Origin of the sequence: Streptomyces zingiberis, from assembly GCF_012034935.1 — a bacterium.
In the GTDB taxonomy this organism is placed as follows: Bacteria; Actinomycetota; Actinomycetes; order Streptomycetales; family Streptomycetaceae; genus Streptomyces; species Streptomyces zingiberis.
In genome coordinates this window covers 191,286-207,982 of the sequence record NZ_JAATEN010000002.1, presented here as the reverse complement: position 1 = coordinate 207,982, position 16,697 = coordinate 191,286, and the positions used below count along the sequence as shown (strand labels likewise).

General features: G+C 72.6%; 15 protein-coding genes. 5 read left to right on the top strand and 10 right to left on the bottom strand.

Annotated features, from left to right (window positions below; all coding sequences use genetic code 11):
* Nucleotides 1-171 precede the first annotated feature (171 nt).
* The 5 genes from HCK00_RS03125 to HCK00_RS03105 form a co-directional block, all read right to left on the bottom strand.
* The gene (locus HCK00_RS03125) at nucleotides 172-1,308 is read right to left on the bottom strand and encodes a DUF475 domain-containing protein (RefSeq protein WP_168100174.1); all 1,137 of its coding nucleotides are present in this window, start codon (nucleotides 1,306-1,308) and stop codon (nucleotides 172-174) included.
* A gap of 47 nt (nucleotides 1,309-1,355) precedes the next feature.
* Entirely contained in the window at nucleotides 1,356-1,931 is a 576-nt protein-coding gene (locus tag HCK00_RS03120; RefSeq protein WP_168100173.1) for a TerD family protein, read from the bottom strand.
* A gap of 151 nt (nucleotides 1,932-2,082) precedes the next feature.
* Nucleotides 2,083-2,658 (bottom strand): TerD family protein, encoded by a 576-nt coding sequence (locus tag HCK00_RS03115; protein WP_168100172.1) that lies wholly within the window; start codon nucleotides 2,656-2,658, stop codon nucleotides 2,083-2,085.
* A gap of 182 nt (nucleotides 2,659-2,840) precedes the next feature.
* The gene (locus HCK00_RS03110; RefSeq protein ID WP_168100171.1) at nucleotides 2,841-3,299 is read right to left on the bottom strand and encodes a peroxiredoxin; all 459 of its coding nucleotides are present in this window, start codon (nucleotides 3,297-3,299) and stop codon (nucleotides 2,841-2,843) included.
* Between the two features lie 229 nt (nucleotides 3,300-3,528).
* Nucleotides 3,529-3,969, bottom strand: coding sequence for a DUF3052 domain-containing protein (locus tag HCK00_RS03105; RefSeq protein WP_168100170.1), 441 nt, complete (start codon nucleotides 3,967-3,969; stop codon nucleotides 3,529-3,531).
* Nucleotides 3,970-4,693: 724 nt separating this feature from the next.
* Here HCK00_RS03105 and aceE point away from each other — a divergent pair.
* Nucleotides 4,694-7,426 carry a pyruvate dehydrogenase (acetyl-transferring), homodimeric type gene (gene aceE / locus HCK00_RS03100; protein WP_168100169.1) on the top strand — a complete coding sequence of 911 codons (2,733 nt, stop codon included), beginning with the start codon at nucleotides 4,694-4,696 and terminating at the stop codon, nucleotides 7,424-7,426.
* A gap of 187 nt (nucleotides 7,427-7,613) precedes the next feature.
* On the opposite strand, the gene HCK00_RS03095 is transcribed toward aceE, so the two are convergent.
* The 3 genes from HCK00_RS03095 to HCK00_RS03085 form a co-directional block, all read right to left on the bottom strand.
* The gene (locus HCK00_RS03095; protein WP_168100168.1) at nucleotides 7,614-7,919 is read right to left on the bottom strand and encodes a small hydrophobic protein; all 306 of its coding nucleotides are present in this window, start codon (nucleotides 7,917-7,919) and stop codon (nucleotides 7,614-7,616) included.
* 351 nt (nucleotides 7,920-8,270) lie between these two features.
* Nucleotides 8,271-8,741, bottom strand: coding sequence for a peptidase inhibitor family I36 protein (locus tag HCK00_RS03090; RefSeq protein WP_168100167.1), 471 nt, complete (start codon nucleotides 8,739-8,741; stop codon nucleotides 8,271-8,273).
* Between the two features lie 281 nt (nucleotides 8,742-9,022).
* Nucleotides 9,023-10,627: an MFS transporter gene (locus HCK00_RS03085; RefSeq protein ID WP_168100166.1), complete on the bottom strand. Its 1,605-nt coding sequence runs from the start codon at nucleotides 10,625-10,627 to the stop codon at nucleotides 9,023-9,025.
* 121 nt (nucleotides 10,628-10,748) lie between these two features.
* Here HCK00_RS03085 and HCK00_RS03080 point away from each other — a divergent pair, with 121 nt between their 5' ends.
* From HCK00_RS03080 to HCK00_RS03070, 3 genes are all read left to right on the top strand, one after another.
* Complete coding sequence (locus HCK00_RS03080) at nucleotides 10,749-11,438, top strand: TetR family transcriptional regulator (RefSeq protein WP_311765118.1); 690 nt, start codon at nucleotides 10,749-10,751, stop codon at nucleotides 11,436-11,438.
* Between the two features lie 266 nt (nucleotides 11,439-11,704).
* Nucleotides 11,705-12,937, top strand: coding sequence for an alpha/beta hydrolase (locus HCK00_RS03075; protein WP_311765117.1), 1,233 nt, complete (start codon nucleotides 11,705-11,707; stop codon nucleotides 12,935-12,937).
* A gap of 56 nt (nucleotides 12,938-12,993) precedes the next feature.
* Complete coding sequence (locus tag HCK00_RS03070) at nucleotides 12,994-13,908, top strand: DUF4429 domain-containing protein (RefSeq protein WP_168100164.1); 915 nt, start codon at nucleotides 12,994-12,996, stop codon at nucleotides 13,906-13,908.
* A gap of 124 nt (nucleotides 13,909-14,032) precedes the next feature.
* Here the strand turns inward: HCK00_RS03070 and HCK00_RS03065 are convergent, their stop codons facing one another.
* On the bottom strand, nucleotides 14,033-15,055 hold the full coding sequence (locus tag HCK00_RS03065; protein WP_168100163.1) for an aldo/keto reductase: 1,023 nt from the start codon (nucleotides 15,053-15,055) through the stop codon (nucleotides 14,033-14,035).
* Complete coding sequence (locus HCK00_RS03060; protein WP_168100162.1) at nucleotides 15,052-15,495, bottom strand: MerR family transcriptional regulator; 444 nt, start codon at nucleotides 15,493-15,495, stop codon at nucleotides 15,052-15,054. Before HCK00_RS03060 ends, HCK00_RS03065 begins: the two co-directional genes overlap by 4 nt.
* Before the next feature lie 350 nt (nucleotides 15,496-15,845).
* Here HCK00_RS03060 and HCK00_RS03055 point away from each other — a divergent pair, with 350 nt between their 5' ends.
* Nucleotides 15,846-16,661 (top strand): serine hydrolase domain-containing protein, encoded by an 816-nt coding sequence (locus tag HCK00_RS03055; protein ID WP_168100161.1) that lies wholly within the window; start codon nucleotides 15,846-15,848, stop codon nucleotides 16,659-16,661.
* Nucleotides 16,662-16,697 lie beyond the last annotated feature (36 nt).

Sequence of the window (16,697 nt, the reverse complement as noted above, 5' to 3'; positions counted from 1 at the left end):
ACCACCCCCACCTGCGAAAAATCCCGACGCCCGCCCGCGGGGCGCGGACCGGGCAGCACCGCGGGGCGGCCCCGGACCGGCGCCTCCCGGCTGTCCGGGTGGATCCGATACCTGGCGGCCGCCCCGCTCAGAGCGTTCCTCATTTGGAGCGTGGTCACACTCCGAAAGGGGTCAGACCCCCGGTGAGACCTTGGTCTTCTCGTCCTCGCCCGCCGCGGCCAGCGCGCGGTTGCGCCGGACCGACGACCAGAAGGAGGCGGCGATCAGGCCGACGCCGATGAGGCCGGTGATGACCTCGGAGACGTGCCACTTGATGGTGATGAGCAGCAGCGTGGCCAGGGCGCCGATCGCGTAGTGGGCGCCGTGCTCCAGGTAGACGTAGTCGTCGAGGGTGCCCTCGCGGACCAGGTAGACCGTGAGGGACCGGACGTACATCGCGCCGATACCCAGGCCGAGCGCCATCCAGAAGATGTGGTTGGTGACGGCGAAGGCGCCGATGACGCCGTCGAAGGAGAACGAGGCGTCCAGCACTTCGAGGTAGAGGAACATGAAGAAGGCGGCCTTGCCGGCGAGCCCGACCATCGACGGGTCCTTGCCCTGGCTGCGGGCCTGCTCCTGGGCGGCTTCCTCCGCCTTCTCCTCGTCCTCCTCCAGCCGGTCCTCGAAGTAGCTGGAGAGACCGCCCACGATCAGATAGGTGACGAGGCCGGCGACGCCGGCGAGCAGGACGGTGCCCGACTTGTCGGTGTGCCCGCCCCCGTGCTGGACCGCCTCGGTGGCGATGGTGGTGGCCGAGATCAGCAGGACGATCAGCCCGATGCAGACGGCGAGCCCGTCCACCTTGCCGAGGCGGGCCAGCGGCTTCTCCAGCCACGGCACCCAGTGGTGTTCCTTCTCGTCGAAGAGGAAGTTGAGGAAGATCATCAACAGGAACATGCCACCGAAGGCGGCGATGGCCGGATGGGCGTCGGTGACGAGCATCTCGTACTGATCGGGGTCGCGCATGGCGAGCTCGACGGCCTCGATCGGGCCGACCTTGGCCGTGACGGCCACGATGACGACGGGGAAGACCAGCCGCATGCCGAAGACGGCGATCAGGATGCCGATGGTGAGGAAGATCCGCTGCCAGAAGGCGTTCATCTTCTTCAGCACACCGGCGTTGACGACCGCGTTGTCGAAGGACAACGAGATTTCCAGGATGGAGAGTATCGCCACCACGGCGAAGCCCTGCCAGCCCCAGAAGTAGGCCGCGGCGGCGAGCCCCACGGCGGTGACGCCGAAGGACCAGCCGAAGGTTTTCAGGAGCACTGGCCACCCAATCGTGAGTAGGGGTCCCCCGCGCGCAGTGCGCGGCTTTACGAAACGTTGACCCCGAAGTCTAGGACGATCCCCCGCAGCCCCGACGCGTACCCCTGTCCGACCGCCCGGAACTTCCACTCACCGCCGTAGCGGTAGACCTCACCGAAGATCATCGCCGTCTCGGAGGAGGCGTCCTCGCTGAGGTCGTAGCGGGCCAGCTCGCTGCCGTCCGCCTGGTTGACCACCCGGATGAAGGCATTGGCGACCTGGCCGAAGGTCTGGCCCCGCACCTCGGCGTCGTGGATCGAGACCGGGAAGACGATCTTGTCCACCTCGGCCGGGACCCGGGCGAGGTCCAGCAGCAGGGACTCGTCGTCGCCGTCGCCCTCGCCGGTGAGGTTGTCCCCGGTGTGCTGGACGGAGCCCTCGGGGCTGCTGAGGTTGTTGTAGAAGACGAAGTACTCGTCCCCGAGCACCCGGCCCTGCCGGCAGAGCAGCGCGCTGGCGTCCAGGTCGAACGGCGCTCCGGTGGTGGACCGCGCGTCCCAGCCCAGGCCGACCAGGACCTCGCGCAGGTCCGGCGCGGCCTTGGACAGGGATACGTTGCCGCCCTTGGCGAGCGTGACTCCCATGATGTGTTCCTCCCCCTCGTGACGCTTCCGGTGGCGCCGCCGCCCCGGGCTCCCGGCGCCGCCCCCGCCGTCACCGGTGGGCTACCGGTGACGGCGGGGGCGGCGCGGGCCGGGACGGCGGTCGTGGTGGGTGTGCGGCGGCGGCCGTACGTCAGACGTTGACGCCGAAGTCCTGGGCGATGCCGCGCAGGCCCGAGGCGTAGCCCTGGCCGATGGCGCGGAACTTCCAGTCGCCGCCGTGCCGGTAGAGCTCGCCGAAGACCATGGCCGTCTCCGTGGAGGCGTCCTCCGTCAGGTCGTAGCGGGCCAGCTCGCGGCCGTCGGCCTGGTTCACCACGCGGATGAAGGCGTTGCGCACCTGGCCGAAGCTCTGCTGGCGGCTCTCGGCCTCGTAGATGGAGACCGGGAAGACGATCTTGGCGACCTCTGCGGGCACCGCGGCCAGATTGACCTTGATCGACTCGTCGTCGCCCTCGCCCTCACCGGTGAGGTTGTCCCCGGTGTGCTCCACCGAGCCGTCCGGGCTCGTGAGGTTGTTGAAGAAGACGAAGTGCCGGTCGGAGAGGACCTTGCCCTCGGCGCTGGTCAGCAGCGCGCTGGCGTCGAGGTCGAAGTCGGCTCCGGTGGTGGTGCGGACATCCCAGCCCAGACCCACGGTGACCGCCGTCAGGCCCGGCGCCTCCTTGCTCAGAGAGACATTGCCGCCCTTGCTGAGACTGACTCCCACAAGTCCTCCCCTGGGTATACGGGGGGGCGGCGGACACGGCCCCGCCCCCGTCGTGCGATGGCGTCGGATCGACGCTTCGATCCTAGTCAGCGGCCACACTCCGGGGACAGGGCCCTCGGCGGGCCGTCCCCGGAGCACCCCACACGGCGGCGGTGCCCGGGTGGGCCGGCCGGCGCCCGCGGTCAGAGCTCGCCGAGCGCCTTGACGTAGTCGTTCAGGTCACGGGCGTCCGGGATGGCGTTGACGACCGTCCAGCGGACGACGCCCTCCTTGTCGATGATGAAGGTGGCGCGGACGGCGCACCCCTTCTCCTCGTCGAAGACGCCGTAGGCGCGGGAGGCCTCGCCGTGCGGCCAGAAGTCGGAGAGCAGCGGGTAGCTCAGCCCCTCCTGCTCGGAGAAGACCCGGAGCGAGAACGGGGAGTCGTTGGAGACCGCCAGCAGCTGCACGTCGTCGTTGACGAACGCCGGCAGCTCGTCGCGCAGGGCGCAGAGCTCACCGGTGCAGACGCCGGTGAAGGCGAAGGGGTAGAAGAGGAGGACGACGTTCTTCTCACCGCGGAAGTCGGAGAGCTTCACCAGCTCGCCGTGCTGGTTCTTCAGCTCGATTTCGGGGGCCTTGGTGCCGACGTCGATCGCCATGGGTGGTGGGTGCCTCTCGTCGAGGGGGAACGGTCACCCCCAGTCTGTCACCACGCTCCGTCACCGCGCTCCGCGGGGAGACCCCCACCGCACGGCCGGGAGGCCACGCGGCGCGCCCCGGGGCGCACGCCGCGTGCCCCCGCGGCGAAGGAGCCGCGGGGGCACGTACGGGCGGGTCAGGGCGGGGGCGCGGTCCTACGGGGCCGCCGGGCGCCGGGCCCGGGTGGTGTCACCGCTTGCCGGAACGGGCCGCCTTCGGCGTGACCAGACGGCTGCCGGCCCAGTCCTTGCCGGCGTTGACACTGCTCGTCTGGGCGAGCCCGGCGGTGGCGGCGGCCTCGCCGATGTCGCTCGCCTCGACGTAGCCGTCCCGGCCGGTCTTGGGGGTCATCAGCCAGATCGGGGCACCCGCGTCGATCATGGTGGTGGCGTCCACCAGCGCGTCCGTCAGGTCGCCGTCGTCATCGCGGAACCACAGCAGCACGGCGTCCGCCACGTCGTCGTACTCCTCGTCGACGAGTTCGGTGCCGGTCAGCTCCTCGATGGCCGCACGCAGATCCTGCTCGGTGTCGTCGTCGTAGCCGAGCTCCTGGACCACCTGCCCGGGCTGGAAACCCAGCCTCGCGGCAGGGTTGGTCCGCTCCTCCGCGTGGTCCGCGGTCGCGCTCACGGATTGCCTCCTGTCGTATTTCGTATCGTTTCGGTGCCCCACGCACGCGCGAGGCTTGGGCGTAGTCCACACGTGCCGGGCGGATCGCGCAAGTACCTCGCCCTCCATCCCGCCCAAACGTTGACTTGTCGTCGCAAGACGCACGCCGCGGGTACGCGCCGCGCGCCGGTCCCCGGGCGGCCCGACACCGCTTTCCGGCCCCTCCCGGCGGGACCGCGGGAGGCAGGTGACAGGGTTGCGCCGATCAGCCGTGAGGGCGGCGGACCGCGCACGCCCGGAAGGGACGCCCGGGGCCCCGGCACCGCCACCGGCAGGGGAGAGCGGCCCGCTCCCGCGGCCCGCGGGAGCGGGCGGGCGAGGGCCGGCAACGAGGGGCGCGCGGGAGAGAGCCGCACGGGAGAGGCGTGCGGAGGGGAGGCGCCCCGCGCGGGCCGGCGAAGCCCGGAGCAGGGAGAAGACCGGCGCCGGAGGAGGGCGGGGCGGGGCCGCGGGACGGCTCGGCGTAAGGTGGCGAGTCGGCCGAGCCACCCAAGTCGGCCGCAACCGGTCGACAACCGGTCAACCGGTCGCCGTCTCGCAGAGTGGCGGTTACCTCACAGTACAGCTTATTACCGATCAGTAGAGATGACGTACGCGCCTCTGCGGTCCACGATGGAGGCGGCGCGACACCAGCAGAGCACGATTCCACAGCGTGCACGGTACGAACGAATAGCGAAGGAACAGCGTGGCTTCCGCATCCGATCGCAACCCGATCATTATTGGCGGCCTTCCCAGCCAGGTCCCGGACTTTGATCCCGAGGAGACCCAGGAGTGGCTCGACTCGCTCGACGCGGCCGTCGACGAGCGAGGCCGGGAACGCGCCCGTTACCTGATGCTCCGCCTCATCGAGCGGGCACGCGCCCAACGCGTCGCCGTCCCGGAGATGCGCAGCACGGACTACGTCAACACCATCGCCACCAAGAACGAGCCGTTCTTCCCGGGCAACGAGGAGATCGAGCGCAAGATCCTCAACGCGACCCGGTGGAACGCGGCCGTGATGGTCTCGCGCGCCCAGCGCCCGGGCATCGGCGTCGGCGGCCACATCGCCACTTTCGCCTCCTCGGCGTCCCTCTACGACGTCGGCTTCAACCACTTCTTCCGCGGCAAGGACGCGGGGGACGGCGGCGACCAGATCTTCTTCCAGGGGCACGCCTCCCCCGGGGTCTACGCCCGCGCCTACCTCCTGGACCGGCTCTCCGAGACCCAGCTCGACGGTTTCCGCCAGGAGAAGTCCCGGTTCCCGGACGGGCTGTCCAGCTACCCGCACCCGCGGTCGATGCCGGACTTCTGGGAGTTCCCGACGGTCTCCATGGGCCTCGGCCCGCTGGGCGCGATCTTCCAGGCGCGGATGAACCGCTACATGGAGGCGCGCGGCATCGCCGACACCTCCCGCTCCCACGTCTGGGCCTACCTCGGCGACGGCGAGATGGACGAGCCCGAGTCGATCGGCCAGCTCTCCATCGCCGCCCGTGAGGGCCTGGACAACCTCACCTTCGTGGTCAACTGCAACCTGCAGCGCCTCGACGGCCCGGTGCGCGGCAACGGCAAGATCATCCAGGAGCTGGAGTCCGTCTTCCGCGGCGCCGGCTGGAACGTGATCAAGCTGGTGTGGGACCGCAGCTGGGACCCGCTGCTCGCCCAGGACCGGGACGGCCTGCTGGTCAACAAGTTGAACACCACCCCCGACGGCCAGTTCCAGACGTACGCCACGGAGAGCGGCTCCTACATCCGCGACCACTTCTTCGGCGACGACCAGCGACTGCGCACGATGGTCGAGAACATGACCGACGACCAGATCCTGCACCTGGGGCGCGGCGGCCACGACCACAAGAAGATCTACGCGGCGTACAAGGCGGCCAAGGAGCACAAGGGCCAGCCCACGGTGATCCTGGCGCAGACCGTCAAGGGCTGGACGCTCGGCCCCAACTTCGAGGGCCGCAACGCGACCCACCAGATGAAGAAGCTGACGGTCGACGACCTCAAGATGTTCCGCGACCGGCTGCACCTGCCGATCCCGGACAAGGACCTGGAGTCCGGCCTGCCGCCGTACTACCACCCCGGGCCCGACTCCGAGGAGATCCAGTACATGCACGACCGCCGCAAGGCGCTGGGCGGCTACGTGCCGACCCGGGTCGTGCGCGCGAAGCCGCTGCCGCTGCCCGCGGACAAGACCTACGCGACGGTCAAGAAGGGCTCCGGCCAGCAGCAGATCGCCACCACCATGGCGTTCGTCCGGCTGCTGAAGGACCTCATGCGGGACAAGGAGATCGGCAAGCGCTTCGTGCTGATCGCCCCCGACGAGTACCGCACCTTCGGGATGGACTCCTTCTTCCCGAGCGCGAAGATCTACAACCCGCTGGGCCAGCAGTACGAGTCGGTCGACCGCGAACTGCTGCTCGCCTACAAGGAGTCGCCGACCGGCCAGATGCTGCACGACGGCATCTCCGAGGCCGGCTGCACCGCCTCGCTGATCGCGGCGGGTTCGGCGTACGCCACCCACGGCGAGCCGCTCATCCCGGTCTACGTCTTCTACTCGATGTTCGGGTTCCAGCGGACCGGCGACCAGTTCTGGCAGATGGCCGACCAGCTCTCGCGCGGTTTCGTGCTCGGCGCCACGGCGGGGCGGACCACCCTGACCGGTGAGGGGCTCCAGCACGCGGACGGCCACTCGCAGCTGCTGGCCTCCACCAACCCGGCGGCCGTCTCCTACGACCCGGCCTACGGCTACGAGATCGCGCACATCGTCAAGGACGGCCTCCGCCGCATGTACGGCGAGGACAGCGAGGACGTCTTCTACTACCTCACCGTCTACAACGAGCCGATCCAGCACCCGGCCGAGCCGGAGAACGTGGACGTCGAGGGCATCCTCAAGGGCCTCTACCGCCTCAGGCAGGGCGAGCGGGGAATGATCCCGGCGCAGATCCTCGCCTCGGGCGTGGCCGTGCCGTGGGCGCTGGAGGCACAGCGCCTCCTCGCCGAGGAGTGGGACGTCCGGGCGGACGTCTGGTCGGCCACCTCCTGGAACGAGCTCCGCAAGGACGCCGTCGCGGCCGAGGAGCACAACCTCCTCCACCCCGAGGAGGAGCAGCGGGTGCCGTACGTCACCACCAAGCTCCGGGACACCGAGGGGCCGAAGGTGGCCGTCTCCGACTGGATGCGCGCGGTGCCGGACCAGATCGCCCGCTGGGTGCCGGGCACCTACCAGTCACTCGGCGCGGACGGTTTCGGCTTCGCGGACACCCGGGGCGCGGCGCGCCGCTTCTTCCACATCGACGCGCAGTCGATCGTGCTGGGCGTGCTCACCGAGCTGGCCCGGGACGGCAAGGTGGACCGCTCCGTGCTGAAGCAGGCCATCGACCGCTACCAGCTGCTGGACCCGACGGCGGCCGACCCGGGCGCCGCGGGCGGCGACGCCTGACCTGACCGGCCGCCGGCTCCCGGAAGGCGGGCCGGCCGTCACCGGACACCCGGAGGGCCGGGTTCGGACCAAGGATGCTTGGTCCGAACCCGGCCCTCCGGCCGTGGCGCGCCCCGCCCTCACGGGCGGTGGCACGGCGCCGGCCGGTGCCGTCACGCGGCGGGCGGGCCCTCCGTCTCCAGATGCGTCAGAGGGCTCCGCCGCCGTTCAGCCCGGTCAGCCACAGCAGGGCCATCACCGTGTCGATGGCGCCGAGGACGACCGCGACGAGCGCCGGTACGGAGGCGCCACGGAAGTTCCACGTGCGTCCCATCGACAGCCAGCCGCAGACGATCGCCGCCGGTCCGAGCACGATGCCCAGAGCGAAGAATCCGGCGATCGCGCAGACCAGCCCGATGATGCCCAGAGACGCGCTGTCCAGCCCGTTCCACGACCCCGTCCGGCCGCTCTCACGGGGGTTCCCGCGCGCGCTGGTGTTCCACGAGCCCGCCATATTCCCTCCCGGGGGTCGACGTATCGGGCTGCTCTCCGTATGCCCCCGCCCCCGGGCGGAATGCACGGGCCGGCCGGAGGCGGGGCGGACAACGGGCGACGCGCCCCGGGGGGGCGGTGAGTGGCGCGCGCCGGTCCCGCGGGGCGGGGGACCCGGCAGGCCCCGCCGGACAGCCGGGCCCAGGGCCGAACGGCCCTGGCCCCCGGATCAGTTCGCGTGGAGCTGCCGGCGCCGTCCGCTGCGGGGCCCGGGTACCACCTGCGGCCCGGTGACGGCCCCCGGCGAGCCGGCGAGCCCCTGCCCGGCAGGAAGACAACGCCGTTCAGGGGCTCGCCCGCCGGTGCCGAACCCTCAGTTCTCCCAGATCTTGAACGCCCGCACCTGGTAGGGGGAGGCGGGCACCCAGGTGCCGTCACCGGGGTAGGTGTCGAACTCCCCGGTCTCCCCGCACACGGCGCTCTGGTAGGTGGTGACGGGCCGGCCCGTGCGGTTGGCGAACGACTCCGCGGTGGTACCGGCGGGCAGCGGGACGCAGCTCTCGATGTCGGTGGCGGACAGCTCGTGGGTGCGGCGCTCGCCGGTGAAACCGGCTCGGTCCCAGAGGCAGAGCGCCCCGACGGGACAGGCGCCGGCGGCAGGCCCGGCGGTCGGAACCACCCGGCTCGCCGCCACCGGGCTTGCCGCGGCCCGGTTCGCGGCGGTCGGGTCCGCGGCAGCCGGGTTCGCGGCAGCCGGTGCGGCCGGCAGCAGGGCGACGGCCGTCAGGGCGGCCGCGGCGGTCAGGGCGGCGGTCAGGGCGGCGGTCGCCGGAAGGGTACGCATCAGGATCACTCCCCCGTGAGGTGCCGCCCCTGCCGGGCACGGCACGGTTTCCGCCGCCGGGCCGGACGGCCGGCGGCGCTCGCGGGACGAGCCTTCCCGACGCGGGACGGCCGCCGCCAGAACCGGCGGCGCGGTCCACCCGGATAGGGGACAATCCTGCCGAGGCTGACGCCAACAGGACGCCGCACAACCGGAGTTGACGATCCCGGCGCACTGCGCGGTCGGCGCCCGGCACCCGGCCCGGGGCCGTCACCGCACCGCGCGACGCGGCCCCGTCCGTCTCAGATGTGCGCCCCCGGGACCCCGGCCTCGGCGTTCTCCCCGCGCCGGGTCAGGAGGGCGACGAACACGGCCAGCACCGCCACGCCCCCGGCGACGGTGAACGAGAAGCCCATGCCGGACACGAACGTGTCATGCGCGACGCCGGTGATCGTCTCGGCGATCTGCGGCGGCGTCCCGTCGGGCACGGGCGCGATGCCCACCTCGACGGCCTCGGACATCCGCGCCATCTGCTCCGGGGTGACCGGCGGAAGCTGTGCGTCCGCCCAGTTGCCGGGCAGTTCGCCGTCGACCCGGGCGGCCATGGTGGCGCCGAGGACGGCCGTGCCGAGGCTGCCGCCGACCTGCATGGCGGCCTGCTGGAGACCGCCCGCCACGCCGGAGAGCTCCAGCGGCGCGTTGCCGACGATGACGTCCGTCGCGCCCACCATCACGGGGGCCAGGCCGAGGCCGAGCAGCGCGAACCACAGGGACATCACCCCACTGCCGCTGTCGCGCTCCAGGGTCGCCAGGCCGAAGCTGGCGGCGGCGGTGAACGCCATGCCACCGACCAGCGGGACCCGCGGCCCCACCTTGGTGATCAGCGCTCCCGCGACCGGGGAGGCCACGATCATCATGCCGGTGAGCGGCAGCAGATGGAGCCCGCTGTCCACGGGGCTCATGCCGTGCACGTTCTGCAGGTAGAAGGTGACGAAGAAGATCCCGCCCATGAAGGCGAAGGCCATCAGCACCATCAGGACCGTGCCCGCGGAGAGCGGCACCGAACGGAACATCCGCAGCGGGATGAGCGGTTCGCGGACCCGGGTCTCCCAGACGGCGAAGGCGATGAACGCGCCCACCGCCGTGGCGAGGAAGAAGAGGGTGACCCCGTCGCCCCAGCCCCACTCCGGGGCCTTGATCAGCGCCCAGACCAGGAAGAACATCGCCGAGGAGAGCAGGACGATGCCGGGTATGTCGAAGGTGCGCGGCGCGTTCGGGGCGCGGTGGTCGACGAGGATCACCAGGCCCAGGGCGAGCGCGGCGGCGCCCACCGGCACGTTGATGAAGAAGACCGACTGCCAGTTGACGTGCTCGACCAGCAGCCCGCCGACGATCGGGCCGGCCGCGGTCGAGGCGCCGATCACCATGCCCCAGATGCCGATGGCCATGTTGAGCCGCTCGGCGGGGAAGGTGGCGCGCAGCAGGCCCAGCGCGGCGGGCATCAGCAGCGCGCCGAAGAGGCCCTGCAACACGCGGAAGGCTATGACCAGCGGCACGGTGGTGGAGAAGCCGATCGCGGCCGAGGCCAAGGCGAAGCCGACGATGCCGATGAGGAAGGTCTGCCGGTGGCCGAAGCGGTCGCCGAGCTTGCCCGCGGTGATGAGGGAGACGGCCAGCGCGAGCAGATAGCCGTTGGTGATCCACTGGACGTCGGCGAGCGAGGCGCCGAGGTCCCGCTGGATGGCCGGGTTGGCGATGGCGACGATCGTGCCGTCGAGCGCGACCATCATCACGCCGAGCGCCACGGAGAAGAGGGTGAGCCAGGGGTGGCCGCGCAGCCCCGTACGGGGAGCGGCCGTCTCGATACGGTCCGGCGCCGGTTCGGCGACGGGAGTCTGGGACGTCATGGCCGGGAGATTATGTCAGCGACTGACAGTTGACAAACCCTTTCGGCCGGGAGTAACTGTCAGCGCCACCCCACCCTTCCGACCAGGGAGAACAGCCATCGACCCCAGGGAGGAACACCCGGTGACGACACGGCGACCGGTGAGCGGACCGTGCGGACTGCGGGAGCGCAAGAAGCAGCGCACCCGGGCCGCGCTGATCCGCGCCGCCCTGGGGCTGTTCACCACCCGGGGCTACGAGCGGACGACGGTGGACGAGATCGCCGAGGCCGTGCAGGTCTCCCAGCGCACCTTCTTCCGCTACTTCTCCGGCAAGGAGGACGTGGCCTTCGCCGTCCAGGAGAGGGTGGAGGAAGAGATCCTGGAGGCGTTCGCCGCCCGGCCCCCGGACGAGCCGCCGCTGGCCGCGCTGCGCGGCGCGCTCTCCGCCGGCTGGGACCGCATCGCGGAATCGGTCACCGACACGGTCGAACCCGAGCTGCACCTGCGGATGTTCCAGGTCATCGAGTGCACCCCGGCGTTGCTCGCCGTGATGCTGCGGCGCTGCGCCGCCTGGGAGGACCGGCTGGCGCGGGAGATCGCCCGGCGGACGGGCACCGACCCCGGCACCGACCCGCGCCCCCGGGTACTGGCGGCCACGTTCATCGGCGTCACGCGCGCCGCGGGGCAGGTGTGGGGCGCCGGCCCGGACAACTCGGCCGAGGCACTCCGCGCGATCACCGAGCGCCACCTCGACCAGCTCGTCCCCGCACTGGCCGAGGACTGGCACCGTCCCGCCGCCGCGCCCTCCGAAACCGCGTCCGCACGGCGCTGACGAGGGACGACGGACACGGGGACGGCGCCGCCGAGCCCCGGTGGCGCCGGCGTGGCGCGCGCCCGGCGGCGGGCCCGTACGGGAGGAGCGCCATCGGTGCGCCCCCGGAGATCACCGAGGGTTACCGGCCGCTCAAGGGCCGTGACGCAGCGCGGATGCCCAACCTGTCCCTTGTGGCCGCTTTGCCCGGCCGTAAACGTGAAATGACTCACGGTGGGACGCCGGATAACGATTCGGCAGCGGTCCGTCTCCTAGGGTGTCCCGCAGTGTCTTCCATCTCCGAGCTCGGCTCCTCCCCCAGCCCCTGGTTCAGCGGCTCCCCGGCATCGCGGGCGGCGCTGATCCTCTGCCTGGTGCTGGTCCTGCTGGCCACCACCGGCTGGACGGCGCTGCGCACCCAGCACCCGCGCCCGGGGCCGCGCGCCGCGGCGGAGGCGGCGTGGAACCGGGACACGGCCGGCGGGCGGCGCCTCCCCCGCGCCGACGCGGCGCCGGAGGAGATCCGCGCGTTCTTCGGGACGCTCGCAGCGGAGCAGCGCCGGCGCCTCGCGGACCGCCATCCGCTGGTCGTCGGCAATCTGGGCGGCGCCCCGCCGTCCCTGCGCTACCAGGCCAACCGCGCCGCGCTGCGGCGGGCGCTGGTGTCCGAGCGGGCGCGGCTGCACGACAGCCGGCTCACCCCGCTCGGCCGCGAGCAGACCGCCCGCCGCGCACAGCGCTACGCGTCGCTCCTCCGCCCGGGCCGGCAGATCCTCGCCTTCGACCCGACGGGCCCCGGCCGGGTCGCGGAGGTGTTCGGCGATCTGACGGCCGCCCGGAGGGTGTCGGTGGTGGTGCCGGGGGTGGACACCGAGGTGGTGACCTTCGAGCGCAGCCGCGGGCCGTACTCCGCGCCCGTCGGCATGGCGCGCGCGCTGCACTCCGCCGAGCGCGCGGCGGCCCCCGGCGTCCGTACCGCGGTCATCGCGTGGGCGGACTACACCGCTCCGGCCGGCATCGGCATGGACGCCGCTGCCGGGCGGCTGGCCGCGCGGGGCGCGCTCGGCCTCACCGCGCTCGTCCGGGCGCTGCCGGGGACGGCGAAGGTCGCGCTGTTCTGCCACAGCTACGGCTCCGTGGTCTGCGGGGTGGCGGCGCGTTCGCTGCCGCCGCGGGTCACCGACATAGCGGTCGCGGGCAGCCCGGGGATGCGCGCCGAGCGCGTCTCCGACCTCGGAGGACACGCCCGCGTCTGGGCCACGCGGGACACCGGTGACTGGATCGAGGACGTGCCCAACCTCGAACTCGGCGCGCTCGGCCACGGCGTGGACCCCGTCTCCCCCGGTTTCGGGGCGCGGCGGCTCTCCGCCGAGGGCGCCTTCGGCCACGCCGGCTACTTCGTCCCGGGCACCGCGAGTCTGGAGAACTTCGCCCGGGTCGGCGTGGGAGACCTCGCCGCGGTCCGCTGCTCCGGCGGCGCGCACTGCGGCACCGCGGACCAGGGAGGCCACGAACGGTGATACGCGCGGCACTCGGCGGGAGGACGGCCACAGCCCCGCCGCCTACGATGAAGCGCATGGGTGAACAGCTGGCCGGTTTCCACACCGTCTGGGAGTTCGACACGGACTCCGTGCTCATCCGCTTCGAACGGGGGATCCGCACGCCGAGACTCTTCCATGTCCTCGGTGAACGACGTGTCCCGTACGAGGCGCTGTCCGCCGTGGAGCTCACTCCCGGCAGAAAGGGGAGCGTGGTACTGCGGGCCGTACCCCGGCCCGGCGCCGATCCGCTGATGGACGCGGCGGACGGCCAGCTCAAGGAGGGCTCCGACCCCTACCGTCTCGTGCTCCCCGCCGAGCGTGAACTCCTCGCCGAGTACTACGCGGAGGAACTGCGCTCCGCCCTCGGCCCGGACGCCGGGCGCCCCGCCGAGTGCCATCTCGTCGCCGCGCCGCCGCCACCGCTCAGCTTCAAGGCGTACGACGGCAAGGCGCGCTTCGACGGCGAGTCCGTCGTCTTCCGCTGGTTCTGGACGGGCGCCTCCTCCGCCAAGTGGAAAGCGGGTGACCAGCGGTTCCCCGTGGGCGAGCTGGGCGGGGTGGAGTGGCGCTCCCCCGAGGTGTTCGACGGCCATCTGCGGCTGCTGCGCCGCGGCGCGGACACCCCGGGGACGGGCGACGCCGACCAGGACCCCGCCTCGGTGGTCTTCGGTCTCGGCTACGGCCTCGTGCACGAGTCCCTGCCGTTCGCCGCCTCGGTGCTGGAGGCCGTCAAGGCCGCGTCCCCGGCCACCACGGACGGCGGCGTCTCGCCGTGCGCCGGCACCGCCGCCGCCCCGTCCGTCCTCACCGCCGGCGCCCGCGCGCAGGCCCGCCCCGACCCGGCCGACGTGGCGGACCGCATCCGCCACCTCGGCGCGCTGCACGAGGCGGGGCTGCTCACGGACGACGAGTTCAGCTCGAAGAAGGCGGAGCTGCTGGCGGAGTTGTGACGGCGAGGCCGCCGGCGGGCGCCGCGTGACGGAGCGCCCCGGACCGGGGCGGGACGGTCCGCCACCGGGGGCCGGTTCCGACTCCGCCGGGCCCCCGGTGCGCGGCCCCGCGGGCGCTGTGCCGCTACTCGCGGCCGGCGGAGGTGGCCGCCATGCTCGGGTAGCGGGTGCCGCTCACGCGGTCGGCGATGGTGTCGAGGCGCGCCAGTTCCTCCTCGGTGAGCCGGAGTCGGGTGGCCGCGGTGTTCTCCTCCAGACGGGAGCGCTTGCGGGTGCCGGGGATCGGGACGACGGCCAGCCCGTGCCGGTCGGCCTGCTGGTGCACCCAGGCCAGGGCGATCTGCCCGAGGGTGGCGCCGTGGGCCTGGGCGACGGCCCGTACGGGCTCCAGCAGCGCCGCGTTGGCGGTGGCGTTCTCGCCGGTGAAGCGGGGCATGGTGCGGCGGAAGTCACCGGCGCTCAGCTCCTGCCCCGCGTCGGTGAACGCGCCGGTGAGGAAGCCGCGGCCGAGCGGCGAGTAGGGGACGAAGGCGACGCCCAGCTCCCGGGCGGCGGGCACCGCCGTGCGCTCCACGTCCCGGCTGAACAGGGACCACTCCGACTGCACGGCGGTGATGGGGTGTTCGGCGTGCGCGGCGCGCAGCTCCGCGCCCGTCACCTCGCTCAGCCCGAGGTATGTGACCTTGCCCTCCCGCACGAGTTCGGCCATGGTGCCGACGGTCTCCTCGATGGGCACGTTCTCGTCGCGGCGGTGCATGTAGTAGAGGTCGATGACGTCCACGCCCAGCCGGCGCAGGCTGCCCTCGACGGCGCGGCGGATGTAGTCGGGGGCGTTGCTGATGGTGCGCCGGGAAGGGTCGGCGGGGTCGGCGATGATGCCGAACTTGGTGGCGAGGACGATCGCGTCGCGGTGTGCCGCGACGAACGGGGCGAGGAAGGCCTCGTTCGCGCCGTTGCCGTACAGCTCGGCGGTGTCGTAGTGGGTGACGCCCAGTTCCAGGGCCCGCTCCAGGGTGGCGCGGGCCTCGGCCTCGTCGGTGGGGCCGTAGGCGAAGCTCATGCCCATGCAGCCGAGCCCCTGGACGCCGGCCTCCGGGCCGTCCGTGCCGAGGCGGGTGCGGGGGATGGTGGCGTTCTGCTCGTTCATGCCGTTTCGGACCTCTCCGCATAGGTGTCGATCTTGGAGTCGAGTACCGCGAGAGTCTCCTGGAGTTCGGTGATCCGGCGCCGGACGTCCTCCCGGTGGGCGCGGAGCAGTGCGTGCCGCTCGGAGACGGTGTGGTCGCCCGCGCGGACCAGTTCGGCGTAGCGGACCATGTCGGCGACGGGCATCCCCGTCAGCCGCAGCCGGCCCACGAAGGTGAGCCAGTCCAGGTCGCGGTCGGTGTAGCGGCGGCGGCCGGTGTGCGAGCGGTCCACGTGCGGCATCAGGCCGATGCGCTCGTACCAGCGGAGGGTGTGGTCGGTGAGACCCGTCCAGGCGGAGACCTCGCTGATGGTGTAGGCGTCCTGGCCGGCCGGGCGCGCGGGCGCGGCCCGCTCCGGGCACAGTCCCCGCCGCGCGGTCACGCTCTCCGTCACACTCATGGGCCCCGCCCTGCCTTCCGCCGCTGCTCCGCTGTTCTGCTGTCCTGCTGTTCTGCTGTCGCGCCGTCCCGCCGTCCCGCCGGTACGCCGTCGTGCTCTCGGCCCGGTACCCGGCGCCGCCCACGCTAATGACGTGGAGCGCACTCCAGGCAAGCACCGCCGGGCGCGGCTTCCGGCCGTCCTCGGGTCCGCCGGTCGCCCCGGGGCGCCCGGCGGTTCTCCCGGAACCCGGTGGCTCCCGGAACCCGGTGGATCCGCGCCCCGCCGGTGCCACCGCCCCGCCCGTCCCCGTGAGGCTCCGGCCCCGGGCGGGGCGGGGGCTCTCCGGACGGAACGTTAGGCTCCTGGGCATGGAGAGTCTGCGCCTGATCGAGAACTGGCCGGTCCCCACCGCCGCCGCCGCGGTGGTCCGGGCCGACGGCACCGTGGCCGGATCGCACGGCCCGGACGACCACCGCTTCCGCCTCGCGTCCGTCACCAAGCCGCTGAGCGCGTACGCCGTCCTCGTCGCGTACGAGGAGGGCGCCGTCGAGCTGGACGAACCGGCCGGCCCGGAGGGTGCCACGGTCCGCCACCTGCTGGCCCACGCCTCGGGGCTCGCCTTCGACGAGGACCGGCCGATGGCGCCCCCCGGTGAGCGGCGCATCTACTCCAACGCCGGCTTCGAGGCCCTGGGCGACCACATCGCCAAGGTCACCGGGATCGCCTTCCCCGAGTATCTGCGCCAGGCGGTGCTGGAACCGCTCGGCATGGCCTCCACCGACCTGCCCGGCTCCCCCGCCAAGGACGCCGTCTCCACGGTGGCGGATCTGGTGCGGTTCGCCGCCGAGGTGCAGGCGCCGCGGCTGCTCCACCCGCGGACGGTGGCCGAGGCCACGCAGGTCGTCTTCCCCGGCCTCAACGGCGTGGTCCCCGGCTACGGGCAGCAGCGACCCTGCGACTGGGGCCTCGGCTTCGAGATCCGCGGCCACAAGTCCCCGCACTGGACGGGCGAGCGCTCCTCGCCGCGCACCTGCGGCCACTTCGGGCAGACGGGCACCTTCCTCTGGTTCGACCCGGAGGCCGGGGCGGCCTGCGTCGCGCTCACCGACCGCGACTTCGGCGACTGGGCCATCGAGGCCTGGCCCCCGTTCACGGACGCGGTCCTCTCCGAACTGGGCGGCTGACACGGGAGACCGTCACGGGCGGCTCGTGATCGCCGC